Source organism: Promicromonospora sp. NPDC023987 (assembly GCF_040639055.1).
Lineage (GTDB): Bacteria > Actinomycetota > Actinomycetes > Actinomycetales > Cellulomonadaceae > Promicromonospora.
Genome location: NZ_JBEZZF010000102.1, coordinates 1 through 13,887 on the forward strand (window position 1 = coordinate 1; position 13,887 = coordinate 13,887).

A 13,887-nucleotide genomic window follows, 5' to 3' on the forward strand; every position below is an offset into this window, starting at 1 on the left:
GCACCGAGGTGACGTCGGAGGCCACGGCCTCCTTGGGGACGGGCAACCCGGGTTACCGATCACCTGACGTTCTACCGACCACTCGAACCCGTACCTCCCCGGTCAGTAGATGCGGCGTGAGTGGGCGTCCGGGATGCCTGACTTGCGGAGGAAGTAGGTGTTGAGCTGGTCGCGCCACTCCGTCGCGCTGCGGAGCTGCTCGGCGAACCGCTCCGCCACCCGCTCGGAGAGGCGCGGGTCCACGAGCCGCGAGACCTCCGACCACGCGCGGATCATCGCCTCGACCCGCTCGACGCCCTCGAAATGGGTGTCGTAGATGTGCTGGATCACGGTCTTCCCGCTGTGCAGCACGTGCGTGTACGGCACATGGTGGAAGAACAGCAGCAGCTCGTCGGGGCAGGTCGAGAGCGACTCGTACGTCTCGCGCCACGGCGAGGGATACTGCCCCGCGTACCCGGTGCCCGTACGCACCGTCCGGTCCACGCCGATCCCGTCGCGGTCAGCGAAGTGGTAGGTGCCCCAGGGCGTGTACTCGTAGCCGTCGACGTCGGGCCCGTAGTGGTGGCCCGGGCGCACCATGAAGCCGACGCCGAGGGGAGCCGTGTACTGCTCGTACGTCTCCCAGGACCGGTCCAGCACTGCGTGCACCGCCTGGCCGACGGCGTCCGGCGCACCCGGGAACGTGAGGCCCACCCACTCGTCGAGCACGGCGGCAGGGTCCAGCGTCGGGTCCCAGCACAGCCGCCCGTACGCGTAGAGGTTGGCCTGGGCGAACGGGTGCCCGGTCCAGAACTCGTCGTCGCCGACGTTGGAGACGGCGGCGAACCCGCCGGCCGGCTTGCGCCACGTGCCGGTGCCGGGGTCCTCGGCGGCCTTGCCACGCCCGGTCGCGAGATCCGCCACGGTGGGTGATCCTCCGTCGCGGCCGGCGGGCTCCCAGAACCGGAACCCGAGGATCTGGCTCCACTGTGGCCCGAGGTAGACGGCGTGCTTCTGCTGGCCCGTGTACTCCTGGGTGACCTGCAGCTCCAGGGCGATCCGGGTGTGCGGCACGGCCGCGACGACCGGTGAGATCGGTTCGCGCACCTGGAAGTCGAGCGGGCCGTACTTGACCTGCACGATCACGTTGTCGGAGAACGCGCCGTCCAGCGGCTGGAAGTGGTCGAAGGCGGCGCGGGCACGGTCCGTCGACCGGTCGCGCCAGTCCTGCCGATGGTCGTAGACGAAGGCGCGCCAGTGGATCAGGCCGTCGAACGGTTCGACCGCAGCGGCCAGCATGTTCGCGCCGTCGGCGTGCGAGCGGCCGTAGGCGAACGGGCCGGGCTGGCCCTCGGAGTCGGCCTTGACGACGAACCCTCCGAAGTCGGGAATCGCGTCCCACACCCGCGCCGCCGTGCGGACCCACCAGTGCGCGACGTCCTGGTCGAGGGGGTCCGAGGTGCCCAGGCCGCCGAGCGTGATCGGGGAGGCGAACGACACCGACAGGTGCACCCTGATGCCCCACCGCCGGAAGACGGCGGCGATCCGGACGACGTCGCCCAGGTCGTCGGTCAGCAGCCGCGCCTCGTGCGCGTGCACGTTGACGTTGTTGATGGCCACCCGGTTGATCCCGACCGCTGCCAGCAGCCGGGCGTAGCGCTCGACGCGCGACAGGTCCGCGCGGACGAAACCGTTGTCGTAAAAGATGGAGCCGCCCGAGTACCCCCGTTCGACCTGACCCATCGTGGGGTGTGCGTCCACGTTGTCCCAGTGGTCGAGCATCCGGAGGTCCGTGGCGGGGGCGTGCGTCTCGTCGGCGTCGGGCCCCGCGAAGGCGGCCTCGCCCAGGCGCACCACGTGGAACAGGCCGTGCAGCAGTCCGGCATCGGTCCTCGCCTGCACGACGACGGCGCCCGACTCCCGCGTGAACCGGAAGCTCTCGTCGGCGTCGGCATCAGCGCCGGCAGGTGAATGGCCGGCCGGCGAAGGATCGGCCGGCGCCAGCGTGAGCACCAGCTCGGCGTCGGCCACGCCGTCGCCCACCTCGAGGCGGGAGAACGCCCCGCCGAACCGCGCGGTCGCAGCAGCCACCTCCTCCGCGACGGTTCCGGCGAGCGCGCCGTCGCCCGCCACCACCACGCGGCGAGTGCCGAGCGCGGCGAACGCGTCGTCGGGCAGCCACGCCGGATGGGGAGCGGAGGTAGAGCGCGGAGAATCACCGGTCATAGGTCGTCGTCCCGTCCGTCTTGCGGTTGATGTGCATATATGTGGGGGTGTGCTTGAACTGTGCCGCAGCGAACGGGTCCAGGTCCACTCCCCGGTCGGGGTTCCTCAACCAGGATGCAACACCAGACGGTGACCGGTCGGCCGGAGCGGCCGCCCCTACGCTGGTGCCCATGACCACAGGGCACCACCAGATCACCACGCCCGTCACCGCCGACCTGCTGCGCGGTGCACCGGAGCTCGAGCAGACGCCGACGGGTGTGCGCGTGCATCGGCTGCCTGCCTGGGCGCGCGCCCAGGCCGCTGACCCACAGCTCGCCATGGCGGAGTCGCAGCCGTCCGGGGTGCGCCTCGCTTTCACGACGACCGCCACCCGCGTCGAGCTGCGGGCGCACGCCGTGCGGTTCGGCTTTCGCGGCGCTCCCGCGCGGCCGCTCGGCGTCTTCGACCTGGTCGTCGACGGCCGCCTGGCCGGACAGGCGAGCCTCGCCGAGGCCACCGTGGTGACCATCGACATGACCACCGGTGCGCGCGAGACCGAGCAGGGAGCCGTCGGCGCCGTGGAGTTCGACGGGCTGCCCGACGGCGAGAAGTCGGTCGAGCTCTGGCTGCCCCACAACGAGACCGTCGAGCTCGTCGAGCTGCGCACTGACGCACCGGTGCACCCCTCGACGGAGCGCCGCCCCGTGTGGCTACACCACGGCAGCTCGATCAGCCAGGGGTCCAACGCGGTGCGCCCCACGGGCATCTGGCCTGCGGTCGCCGCGTCGCGCGGCGGCGTGGACCTCGTCAACCTCGGGTTCGGGGGGAGCGCCCTGCTCGACCAGTTCACCGCACGCACCATGCGCGACACCGCCGCCGACCTGATCAGCCTGAAGCTCGGCATCAACGTCGTGAACGCCGACCTCATGCGCCTGCGTGCCTTCGGTCCCGCCGTCCACGGCTTCCTCGACACCCTCCGTGACGGCCACCCGGACACGCCGCTGCTCGTGGTCTCACCCATCCTGTGCCCGATCCACGAGGACACGCCCGGACCCGGCGCGTTCGACGAGGACGCGCTGGCCGAGGGGCAGCTGCGGTTCCGTGCGACCGGCGACCCCGCCGAGCGCGCGGCCGGCAAGCTCACGCTCACCGTCATCCGCGAGCAGCTCGCCCGGATCGTGCAGGAGCGTGCGGCCGACGACCCGAACCTGCACCATCTCGACGGCCTCGAGCTCTACGGCCACGCCGACGCCGCCGAGCTGCCCCTGCCCGACCGGCTCCACCCGGACACCGCTACGCACGAGCGCATCGGTGAGCGGTTCGCGGCCCTCGCCTTCGGCCCGGGCGGGCCGCTGGAGCCGGTGCGCGGCTGAGCTACCGTGCTTGATCGAGTTACTTGATCTACTCTTAAGCAACTTGGTATCGCACATGATCAGCACAGGAGGGGCCGGGTGGCGGAAGATGAGATCGTCGACTTGATCGCAGGTCTGCGACGGATCGGTGGTGAGCCTGAGCGTATCGAGGCAAAGCGCGCGACTGGTGGACTCCCCACCAGCCTGAGAGAGACGCTGTCCGCATTCTCCAACACTGATGGAGGCGTCGTCCTGCTCGGCGTTGACGAGCAGAGTGGGTTCTCCGTCGTGGAACTTCCGGACGCGACAGCTCTTCGTGATGCGCTCGTTCAGATGTCGCGCGACGACCTCACGCCACCGATTCGGATCGCCACTGAAGTCGTTGAAGTGGAGGGGCGCCTGGTCGTGGTGGGTGAAGTTCCACCTGTGCCATGGGATCAGCGACCCGTGTATGTCACGTCCAAAGGCGTTTCCAACGGTTCGTTCCTCCGCTCCGGTGACGGAGACCGGCGGATGGTCGAAGCTGAGGTTGGCCTGCTGTACGCCAATCGCACCCAGCCTAGATACGACGCGGAGATCGTACCGGGAACGTCTTTGAGCGACCTGGACATCGACAGTGTCCGCCGCACCCTTGAGCGGGTTCGGCGCGGGTCGGCATCCCTCGCCAGGGTCGAGGACAACGTCGCGCTGACGCGAATCGGTGTGCTTGCCGAGCCGAATGATGATTCCCAACTCACACTCGCAGGCCTGCTCGTCTTCGGGGCGTATCCCCAGCAGTACTTCCCTCAGCTCATGTGTTCGCTCGTCGTCCACGCACCAGAGGGTGTCGCGGGCGAGACCCGGTTTCTCGACAACGCGACCCTGCGCGGCCCGATCCCCGAGATTGTCGACTCGGCACTTGCCATGATGCGACGAAACCTCGCTGCACGGGCCGTCATGAGCGACACCGGTCGGACAGACAAGCTGGAGTTCCCACTCGGTGTCGTGCGTGAAGCCCTGGTCAACGCGCTGATGCATCGTGACTACAGCGGCATCACCCGCGGGACCCAGGTCCAGGTCGAGCTCTTTCCGGATCGACTCGAGATCCGGAGCCCCGGCGGGATCTACGGTGGGATAGCCGTCGAGGACCTGGGTGAAGAGGCAGTCTCGTCGTCCAGAAACGCTGTCCTGGCCAGCCTGCTCGCGGACACGTACATGCCGACGTCGCGCGAGATCGTCGCCGAGAACCGCTCATCCGGGATTCCGACGATGATCGCACTTACGCGCGACAACGGGTTGCCACGACCGAGCTTCCGAAGCTCCGTCAGCTCGTTCGTGGTGACCGTCAACCGGTCGCAGCTCCTCGCGCAAGGGGTTTTGAGCTGGATCTCAGGCCTACGGATCGCGGGGCTGACGCCCGCACACGAGATCGCCCTGGCGATGATGCGTGCGGGCGTCGTCACGAACGCGGCGCTCCGACAGTGGGGTGTCGATCGGATCCAAGCGGGACAGGTACTGCGCGACCTGGTCGAATGGGGCGTCGCGGTCAAAGAGGGCGGACGCAGGTACGCCACGTATGTTCTTGATCCGAGAGCGCGAGATGCGAGCATGCTCGCAGTACCAAAGGGTGACTCGGGCACCGGCGAGACGCCGACGAAGGACCAGGTGGCGCACGCTGTCCGGGCTGGGGGCGATGAGGTGAGCGCGCAGGACATCGAGGCAGCGACAGGGTTGAGCCGTCCGACGATCGTCAAGTACCTCCGTGATCTGATCGAGGCAGGTGTCGTCACGCCGATAGGCCCCGCACGCAGCCCCCGCCGCCGATACCGATGGTCCGGCAGGGCTATCGGCTGAATCGTGGTGACAGCGGGGATCACCGTGCCGCGTAGGCCAGCTTCGGCAGGTGGTAGGCCAGGTCGGCCGCGGTGTCCAGCGCCTCGTCCAGGTCGAGCCGGTGCTCCGCGACCAGCCGGGCGAGGTAGCCGGCGTCGACGCGACGGGCCAGGTCGTGGCGGGCCGGGATCGAGCAGAACGCGCGGGTGTCGTCGACGAAGCCCGACATGTTCGAGAAGCCCGCCGTCTCCGTGGTCGACTCGCGGAACCGGCGCATCGCGTCCGGAGCGTCCAGGAACCACCAGGGGGCGCCGAGCCGCAGCGCCGGGTACACGCCCGCCAGCGGTGCCAGCTCCCGTGAGTACACGTCCTCGTCCACCGTGAAGGCGATCATCCGGAAGCTCTCCGAGTTCCCGAACGCCTCCAGCACCGGCCGCAGCCCGTGCGCGAACTCGGTCACCACGGGGATGTCGTAACCCCGGTCGGGCCCGAACGTGGCGGCGACCGCCGGGTCGTGGTCGCGCAGCACACCGGGGTGGAACTGCATCACCAAGCCGTCGTCGGCGGCCATCGCCGCCATCTGGAACAGCATGTGCGCGGAGAACGCCGCCTCTTCCGCCACGGTGATCCCCGGGCTGTCCGGGCCGCCCTGCAGCGCCTTCTCGAAGAGGGTGCGCGCGGCGTCGTCGGGCAGCGGGGTGGTGTCCGCGCTGAAGTGGCCGTGGTCCGTGGCCAGGCCGCCCGCCGCGACGAAGGCGGCGCGGCGCTCGCGGAGCGCCGCCAGGTAGCCCGCGTACGTGTCCGTGGCGATGCCCGACGCCGTCGCGAGCCGCTCCAGGTCGGCACGCCAGGTCGGCCGGGCCGGGTGCAGCAGGGGGTCCGGGCGGAAGGTCGGCAGCACCCGGCCGGGCAGGTCGACGGCGAGGCGGGCGTGCGCCTCGAGCGTGCTCCACGCGGGGTCGGTGGTGCCGATGGTCTCGATGCCGAACCGGTCCAGGAGCGCGCGCGGCCGGAACGACGGGTCGGCGAGGCACTCGGCGATCTGGTCGTAGACCTGGTCCGCGGTCTCGGCGGAGGGCCGCACGGTCACGCCGAAGATCTCGACGAGCTCGTGCTCCATCCAGTACCGGGTGGGTGTGCCGCGGAAATGCTTCCAGCCGGCGCAGAAACGCCGGAAGATCTCGCGTGGGTCGGACTCGAAACCGGGCTCCTCGGCCGGGCCCACGCCGAGCTCCGGGAGCTTCGCGCCTTGCGACACGAGCATCCGGGTCAGGTAGTGGTCGGGGACGACGAGCAGCTGGGCCGGGTCGGGGAACGGCTCGTCGTCCGCGAAGGCCGCGACGTCGACGTGGCCGTGCATCGACACGATCGGGAGCTTCTGCACCGCCTGGTAGATCTCGCGGGCGATCGGCCGCGTCACGGGATCGGCGGGCAGCGCTCGGTCAGGGTGCAGCGTCCAGGTGTCGGTCACGGGTGTCCTCCTGAGGCATCGTTGCCGGGTGGGTAAGCGCTTGCGCGGCAATGGTAGGCCATCGCCGGAGGCAGGCTGCCTGGAGATTTCGCCATCGCAGCGGGTCTTGCATCGCTGACCTGCGAAGACGCTACCCCAGAATGTCTGCGAACGTTTGCACTCAAACATGCGATAGGGTGCAAACGTTTGCAGAGCCGCAACAGGTCACGAGGAGGTGCCATGGTCACGGTGCATGACGTCGCACGCGCCGCCGGAGTCTCGATCTCCACGGTGTCGCGCGCGCTGGCCTCGCCCGAACGGGTGGCGGCCGTTACGCGTGATCGGGTGACACGCGTGGCAGCGGAGCTGGGCTACCGGCCCAACCACGCGGCGAGCGGCCTGCGGATGGGGCGCACGCACGCTGTCGGCCTGCTGGTACCCGACCTGGAGAACCCGTACTTCGCGACGGTGACCAAGGCCGTGCAGGCGCGGGCCCGCGCGGAGGGGTACGAGGTCTTCGTCGCCGACTCCGACGAGGACGCCGACATGGAGGCCGAGCTGATCGCCGCGCTCGCCGCCCGGACGGACGGCGTGCTGGTGGCCTCCCCTCGATCGGGCGAGGCCGAGCTCCGTGCGGCGCTGGTCGGCGTGACCGCCGTCCTGGCCAGCCGGGAGCTGCCCGCCACCCCGTCAGGCACCGGAGAGCCGGAGGTCCCGTGCGTCTCGGTGGACGACGCCGACGGCGTCGCCCAGGCGCTCGGGCACCTGTCCGCCCTCGGGCACCGGACCGTGGGCGTCGCGGCGGGGCCCGCGTCGTCCTGGTCGAGCGAGCGCCGCGTCGCGGGGCTCGTCGCCGCCGCCGAGCACCGGGACGTCCAGCTGGTGCAGCTCGGCACCTTCCAGCCGTACTTCGCCGGCGGCGTCCAGGTCGCCGACCATGCCCTGGCGAGCGGCGTCACCGCCGTCGTCGCGTTCAACGACCTGATGGCGCTCGGCATCCTGGACCGGCTGCGGCACCGCGGCGTCGACGTGCCGGGCGAGATGTCCGTCGTGGGGTTCGACGACGTCCAGCTCGCCACCCTCGTGTCGCCCGCCCTCACGACGGTGCACGCACCGCTCGCCCGGCTCGGCCGGCGCGCCGTCGACCTGCTGCTCGTCCGCCTGCGCGGCGGGACGGCGGCGAGCACCCAGCTCCCCGTGGAGCTCACGATTCGCGGGTCCTCAGGACCTGTCCCCGCCGGGCCGGTCAGCTGACGCTCGTCCCGGCAACCACCCCTGGGCGAAGGAGCCCGAGAGAGAGGAAGGCACCATGCGCACCTCGAAGAAGGCCGTAGCGCTTGTCGGCGTCGCGGCACTGGCGCTGCTGACCGCGTGCACGCCACCGGAGGCCCCGGGCGGCGAGGGCGGCAGCGCCGTCACCGACCCGGCCGACGTGCCCGACACGCCGTCGGAGCCCGTCAGCCTGAACATCCTCGACGTCGCGGGCAACCAGCGGCTCACCGAGGGCATGGTCGACGAGTTCGTCGAGGAGAACCCCGACGTCATCGAGTCCGTCACCTGGGAGACGGGCGGGGCGCCCGACGTCACGGGCCTCGTCAAGCCGCAGGTGGACAGCGGCAACCTGTCCATCGACGTCGTGTTCACCGGCAACGACGGGCTGGCCGCCGGTATCAGCGAGGACCTGTGGCTGCCGGTGGTGGACGACTACGGCGACCGCGTGTCGAACCAGGAGAACTACCTGGAGCCGGCCGCCAAGATGCAGGAGCTCGCCCAGGGCTACGGCATCGTGACGACGTACTACCCGTCCGGGCCGCTGCTGCAGTACAACCCCGACGTCGTCGACACGCCGCCGGCGAGCCCTGAGGAGCTGCTCGAGTGGGCCAAGGCCAACCCGGGCAAGTTCGGGTACGCGCGCCCCGCGAACTCCGGTCCGGGCCGTACGTTCCTCATGGGCCTGCCCTACGTCCTCGGCGACGAGGACCCGACCGACCCCGAGAACGGCTGGGACAAGACCTGGGCGTACCTCAAGGAGCTCGGCAAGTACGTCGACACCTACCCGACGGGCACCGGCCAGGTCATCACCAACCTGGCCGACGGCACCTGGGCCATGGTCCCCACGACCACCGGCTGGGAGATCGCGCCGCGCGCGGAGGGCCAGCTGCCCAACACGCTCGAGGCCGCGGCGTTCGACGACTTCACCTGGGTGACCGACGCGCACTACGCGGCCATCCCGAAGGGGCAGAGCGCGGACAAGATCAGCGCGATCATGCTGCTGCTGCAGGACATGCTCACCCCCGAGCAGAACGCCAAGGCCTACGACTCCGGCTACTTCTACCCCGGGCCGGCCGTCGAGGGCGCCACGCTGGACCTCGCGCCGCAGGAGTCGCAGGACGTGATCGAGGAGTTCGGCCGGCCGATGTTCGACGAGCTCATCGAGTCGCAGGACTCCGTGGTGCCGCTCGACGCCGACGCGATGGTGACCGCGTTCGACATCTGGGACCGCGAGGTCGGGGCGGGCAAGACGGAGGAAGAGGCAGGATGAGCACCTTCGAGTCGTTGGAGCTGCGGGGCGTCGGTCGGCGGTTCGGCGGCGTGGACGCGCTGGCCGACCTCGACCTGACGATCAAGGCGGGCGAGTTCGTCGCCCTGCTCGGCCCGTCGGGCTGCGGCAAGTCGACGGCGCTGAACTGCCTGGCCGGCCTGCTTCCGCTCACGCACGGCGAGATCCTGCTGGACGGCAAGCGGATCGACACCCTCCCGCCGGAACGACGCGGGTTCGGGATGGTGTTCCAGTCCTACGCGCTGTTCCCGCACCTGTCCGTCGAGAAGAACGTCGCGTTCGGCCTGCAGATGCAGGGCCTGCCGCGGGCCCAGATCGACGCGCGGGTGCGCAAGGCGATCGAGCTCGTCAAGCTCGACGAGCACATCAAGAAGCTGCCGGGCCAGCTGTCGGGCGGACAGCAGCAGCGCGTCGCCATCGCGCGTGCGGTCGTGCTCGAGCCGTCGCTCGTGCTCATGGACGAGCCGCTGTCGAACCTGGACGCGAAGCTCCGCCTCGACATGCGCACCGAGATCCGGCGGCTCCACCAGTCGCTCGGACTCACCACGATCTACGTGACGCACGACCAGGAGGAGGCGCTCTCCCTGGCCGACCGCCTGGTCGTGCTGCGCAACGGACGCGTGCAGCAGATCGGCACGCCCGACGAGCTCTACGAGAGCCCGACGAGCTGGTACGTCGCGGACTTCATGGGGTACCGCAACATCCTGCCGGCCACCGTGGTCTCGACGTCCGGGGACGAGGCGGTCGTCGCGCTCCCCGGCACGGCCGACGGCGGCGTCCGGCTCACCGGGCGTGCGGTCGGCGCACTGAGCGCCGGGGACAGCGTGCGGGTGGCGATCCGCCCGGACGACTTCGTCATCTCGCAGGTGGCGCCCGGTTCGCGGGTTGAGCCTGTCGAGAACGGGGTCTCGACAAGCTCGACCAGCGGTGGCGCCGTCCCCGGCTCCGTCTCGGTGGTGGAGTACCAGGGCCGCGAGCACGCCGTCGGGGTGCAGACCGGTGACACGATGCTGCACGCTCGCACGCCGACCGCACCCCAGGTGGGCGGCGCGGTGTGGCTGACGGCGCCGGTCGAGCGGGTGCTGGTGTTCCCGGAGTCGCTGGACGCCCCGGTGCCGGTGGAGGTGGCGGCATGAGCCGCCCCACCGCCACGGCTGGCTGGGGAGGGGCGCCGTGAGCGGCGTCCGGCAGCAGTCGCGCTCGACCGCCAGCCTGCGGCACCGCCTGGCCGAGCGGGGTGTCGACCCGGCGCTCCTGATGCTGCTGCCCGGGCTCGTGCTGGCGATCGCGCTGTTCGTCTACCCCTTCTCGTACGGGATCGGCCTGACGGTGCAGCCGACCGCCGAGATGCAGGCGCAGTGGGGCGGCGGAGTCTTCGCGAACTACGTGGCGTTCTTCCGCGACCCGTTCGTGTTCGACTCGGTCTGGCTCACCATGCGGCTCGCCCTGCCCGCGGCGCTGTTCAACGTGCTGGCGTCGATCCCCGTGGCGATGGTGCTGCGGCACAAGTTCCGCGGCAAGCGTCTGCTGACGTCCCTGCTGGTGCTGCCGATCACGCTGGGCACGGTGCTCACCGCGCAGGGCCTGCTGATCTTCGCGGGGCGGCAGGGCTGGATCAACCGCACGCTGCTCGAGATCGGCCTGATCGACGAGCCGCTCCGGCTGGTGAACAACTACCTGGGCGTCATGTTCTCCCTGGTTATCACCGGTTTCCCGTTCGCGTTCCTGCTCATCTCGTCCTACCTGTCCGGTATCGACCCGTCGCTGGAGCGGGCTGCCAAGACGCTCGGCGCCGGCTGGTGGCAGCGGTTCCGGCGGATCGTCCTGCCGCTGCTCGCTCCCGGCCTCGCCACCACGTTCATCCTGACGTTCGTGCTCGCGTTCTCCGTGTTCCCGTCGGCGCGGCTGGTCGGTGACGCCATGGGCTCGACGCGGGTCATGTCGCTCATGGCGTTCCGGGCGTTCGGCGAACAGAACGACTACGCGATGGCATCCACCATCGCGCTGATGATGGGCGTGGTCGAGCTGCTCGTCGTGGCGGCGGTGCTGGGCCTGCGCTCGCTGTTGTACCGAGGAACCACAGGAGGGAAGGGCTGATGGCCGTATCAACGCTGGAGCGGCCGATCGCCGCCCGTCCGTCCACGTGGTTCGTGTGGGCGGGGATGACCGCGTTCGGAGTCTTCCTGCTCGGGATCATCATCGCGGTGGTCGTCGACTCGTTCGGCCGCCAGTGGTTCGACACCTGGCTGCCGGAGGGCCTGACCAACAGCTGGTACGGCGAGGCCTGGGACCGGTTCTCGCTCGGCGAGGTCATCGGGGTCACGGTCGGCGTGGCGGCGCTCGTCGTCGTGATCTCCGTGCTGGTGGGCGTGCCCGCCGCCTACGTGCTGGCCCGCCGGGACTTCCCGGGCAAGCGCGCGGTCATGCTGCTGTTCCTGCTGCCGGTGCTCATGCCGCCCATCACGTACGGCATCCCGCTCGCGACGGTCATGTACTCGTTCGGGCTGGGCCGCACGCTGACCGCCGTCGTGCTGGTCAACCTCGTCCCGTCCGTGCCGTTCGTGATCCTGACGATGACGCCGTTCATCGAGCAGATCAACCCCGCGATCGAGTCCGCCGCCCGGATGTGCGGTGCGCGGACCCGGCAGGTCTTCACGCGGGTTCTCGCGCCCCTGCTCGTGCCGGGTATCCTCGCGGCGGCGATCCTGGTCCTGGTACGGACCGTCGGGCTGTTCGAGCTGACCTTCCTCGTGTCCGGTCCTGGATCGGACACGCTCGTCGTGGCGATCTACCGTGGTATGACGTCCGCCGGCGGAGGCGAGGCAAGACAGCTCATCTCGGCCATGTCGGTGATCTACACCGCGACCATGCTGGTCATGCTCGTGGTGGCGCTGCGGTTCGTGAACCCGACGCAGCTCGTGGCACAGGTGAAGGAGACACGCGATGACTGACGACCGCCTGCACCGGGACAACGTCCCCGTGGGCATCGACACGCCCGTGATGCCGACGGCGGTGGGCATCGTCCACCTCGGCATCGGGGCGTTCCACCGGGCCCACCAGGCCGTCTACACGGAGCGAGCGGCGATCGCCACGGGCGACACCTCGTGGGGGATCCTCGGCGTGACCCAGCGGTCCGCGCGGGTCCGCGACCAGCTGCGCCCGCAGGGCGGGGTGTACGCGGTGCTGACGGCGGGTGAGCAGGAGTCGTCCGTCGAGCTCATCGGCTCGGTCGTCGACGTCGCCTATCCCGCGGAGGAGACCGAGCGGGTCCTCGCGGTGCTCGCGGCGCCGTCCACCCACGTGGTCACGCTGACGATCACGGAGAAGGGCTACGCCCGGAAGCCGGACGGGTCGCTCGACCTGGACGCCGTGGCGGAGGACCTGGAGGCGCTCCGGGCCGACGCCCGCGGGGAGACGCCCGTGCGGCCGGCGAGCTCGGCGATCGGGCTCCTGGTGCGCGGCCTCGCGGCCCGTGCGGTCTCTGGCGCCCCCATCACTGTTCTGACCTGCGACAACATGGTGGACAACGGGCGCGTGCTGGAGCGTCTCGTGCGGCAGGCCGCTGAGGCTGGGCTGCCCGGGGCCGACGGCGCCGCCCTGCGCGGGTTCCTCGACGCGCGGGTCACGTTCCCGTGCTCCATGGTCGACCGGATAGTGCCCGCGACGACGTCGGCGCAGCGCGACCACGTCGGCCAGGCACTCGGGGTGCGGGACGAAGGGCTCGTGGTCGGTGAGCCGTTCGCCCAGTGGGTGATCGAGGACCGGTTCGCCGGGCCCCGCCCCGCGTGGGAGGCCGCCGGCGCCACCCTGACCAAGGACGTGGCCCCGTTCGAGCAGGCCAAGCTGCGGCTGCTGAACGGGACCCACTCGCTGGTCGCGTACTCCGGTTGGCTCGCAGGGCACACGACGATCGCCGAGGCGGTGGTCGACCCGGCGATCGCCGAGCGTGCCCGCCAGTACCTCTTCGAGGACGCGCTGCCGACGCTCACCCCACCCGACGGCCTGGACCTGCACCAGTACGGCGAGCAGATCCTGTCCCGGTTCGCCAACCCGCACACCGGGCACACCACGGCGCAGGTGGCGATGGACGGCACGCAGAAGATCCCGTTCCGGTGGGGCGGCGTCCTCGCGGACGCGCTGGCCGCCGGGCGGGAGCCACAGGGCGTGGCGTTCGGCCTGGCCGCGTGGGCCGAGTTCGTCCGCCGCCGGACGCGCTCCGGCGAGGGCGTGGACGACCCGCGGGCCGATGAGCTAGTGGGCGTCGTCAGCGCCTTCGAGGTGCCCGGGGGGTCCGACGGTCTGGGCGACGTGGAAGGGCTGGCCGGTACCGAGGAGGACGTTCGTGCCCTCCTCGGGCTGCCCGGGCTGCTGCCCGAGAGCACGCCGGAGAGCTTCCTGGACGCGGTGGCCGCGGAGATCGGCGCGTTCGCGCGCTGACGCTGACGCTGACGGTCGGTTGCGTGGCTGGGCGGGTGAGTTCGGTCGGTTGGGATGAGATCGGTCCAACGACTGACCGATCTCATCCCAAC

At 70.6% G+C, this 13,887-nt stretch carries 10 protein-coding genes; 8 read left to right on the top strand and 2 right to left on the bottom strand.

Annotation, left to right across the window (positions count from 1 at the left end; translation table 11 throughout):
- Positions 1-102: 102 nt before the first annotated feature.
- A complete protein-coding gene (locus AB0F40_RS25835) occupies positions 103-2,205 on the bottom strand; it encodes an alpha-glucuronidase (RefSeq protein WP_357474723.1) in 2,103 nt (700 codons plus the stop codon).
- Positions 2,206-2,375: 170 nt separating this feature from the next.
- Between AB0F40_RS25835 and AB0F40_RS25840 the strand changes: the two genes are divergently transcribed.
- Positions 2,376-3,557 (top strand): SGNH/GDSL hydrolase family protein, encoded by a 1,182-nt coding sequence (locus AB0F40_RS25840; protein ID WP_357474725.1) that lies wholly within the window; start codon positions 2,376-2,378, stop codon positions 3,555-3,557.
- 78 nt (positions 3,558-3,635) lie between these two features.
- Positions 3,636-5,369 carry an ATP-binding protein gene (locus tag AB0F40_RS25845; RefSeq protein ID WP_357474728.1) on the top strand — a complete coding sequence of 578 codons (1,734 nt, stop codon included), beginning with the start codon at positions 3,636-3,638 and terminating at the stop codon, positions 5,367-5,369.
- Positions 5,370-5,388: 19 nt separating this feature from the next.
- Here the strand turns inward: AB0F40_RS25845 and uxaC are convergent, their stop codons facing one another.
- Positions 5,389-6,819, bottom strand: coding sequence for a glucuronate isomerase (gene uxaC / locus AB0F40_RS25850; protein ID WP_357474730.1), 1,431 nt, complete (start codon positions 6,817-6,819; stop codon positions 5,389-5,391).
- 219 nt (positions 6,820-7,038) lie between these two features.
- Here uxaC and AB0F40_RS25855 point away from each other — a divergent pair, with 219 nt between their 5' ends.
- From AB0F40_RS25855 to AB0F40_RS25880, 6 genes are read left to right on the top strand one after another with little or no spacing between them, the layout of a single operon-like run.
- The gene (locus AB0F40_RS25855) at positions 7,039-8,052 is read left to right on the top strand and encodes a LacI family DNA-binding transcriptional regulator (protein ID WP_357474733.1); all 1,014 of its coding nucleotides are present in this window, start codon (positions 7,039-7,041) and stop codon (positions 8,050-8,052) included.
- Between the two features lie 55 nt (positions 8,053-8,107).
- Entirely contained in the window at positions 8,108-9,340 is a 1,233-nt protein-coding gene (locus AB0F40_RS25860) for an extracellular solute-binding protein (RefSeq protein ID WP_357474736.1), read from the top strand.
- Positions 9,337-10,494 carry an ABC transporter ATP-binding protein gene (locus tag AB0F40_RS25865; RefSeq protein WP_357474739.1) on the top strand — a complete coding sequence of 386 codons (1,158 nt, stop codon included), beginning with the start codon at positions 9,337-9,339 and terminating at the stop codon, positions 10,492-10,494. Before AB0F40_RS25860 ends, AB0F40_RS25865 begins: the two co-directional genes overlap by 4 nt.
- Positions 10,495-10,531: 37 nt before the next feature.
- On the top strand, positions 10,532-11,455 hold the full coding sequence (locus AB0F40_RS25870; protein ID WP_357474742.1) for an ABC transporter permease subunit: 924 nt from the start codon (positions 10,532-10,534) through the stop codon (positions 11,453-11,455).
- Entirely contained in the window at positions 11,455-12,309 is an 855-nt protein-coding gene (locus tag AB0F40_RS25875) for an ABC transporter permease subunit (protein WP_357474745.1), read from the top strand. The genes AB0F40_RS25870 and AB0F40_RS25875 overlap by 1 nt, the downstream gene beginning before the upstream one ends.
- Positions 12,302-13,795 carry a mannitol dehydrogenase family protein gene (locus AB0F40_RS25880; RefSeq protein WP_357474748.1) on the top strand — a complete coding sequence of 498 codons (1,494 nt, stop codon included), beginning with the start codon at positions 12,302-12,304 and terminating at the stop codon, positions 13,793-13,795. Before AB0F40_RS25875 ends, AB0F40_RS25880 begins: the two co-directional genes overlap by 8 nt.
- Positions 13,796-13,887 lie beyond the last annotated feature (92 nt).

Coding starts and splice junctions, on each gene's coding strand:
- AB0F40_RS25840 (WP_357474725.1), top strand. CDS start 2,376: ATGACCACAGGGCACCACCAGATCACCACGCCCGTCACCGCCGACCTG.
- AB0F40_RS25875 (WP_357474745.1), top strand. CDS start 11,455: ATGGCCGTATCAACGCTGGAGCGGCCGATCGCCGCCCGTCCGTCCACG.
- AB0F40_RS25835 (WP_357474723.1), bottom strand. CDS start 2,205: ATGACCGGTGATTCTCCGCGCTCTACCTCCGCTCCCCATCCGGCGTGG.
- AB0F40_RS25860 (WP_357474736.1), top strand. CDS start 8,108: ATGCGCACCTCGAAGAAGGCCGTAGCGCTTGTCGGCGTCGCGGCACTG.
- AB0F40_RS25880 (WP_357474748.1), top strand. CDS start 12,302: ATGACTGACGACCGCCTGCACCGGGACAACGTCCCCGTGGGCATCGAC.
- AB0F40_RS25855 (WP_357474733.1), top strand. CDS start 7,039: ATGGTCACGGTGCATGACGTCGCACGCGCCGCCGGAGTCTCGATCTCC.
- AB0F40_RS25865 (WP_357474739.1), top strand. CDS start 9,337: ATGAGCACCTTCGAGTCGTTGGAGCTGCGGGGCGTCGGTCGGCGGTTC.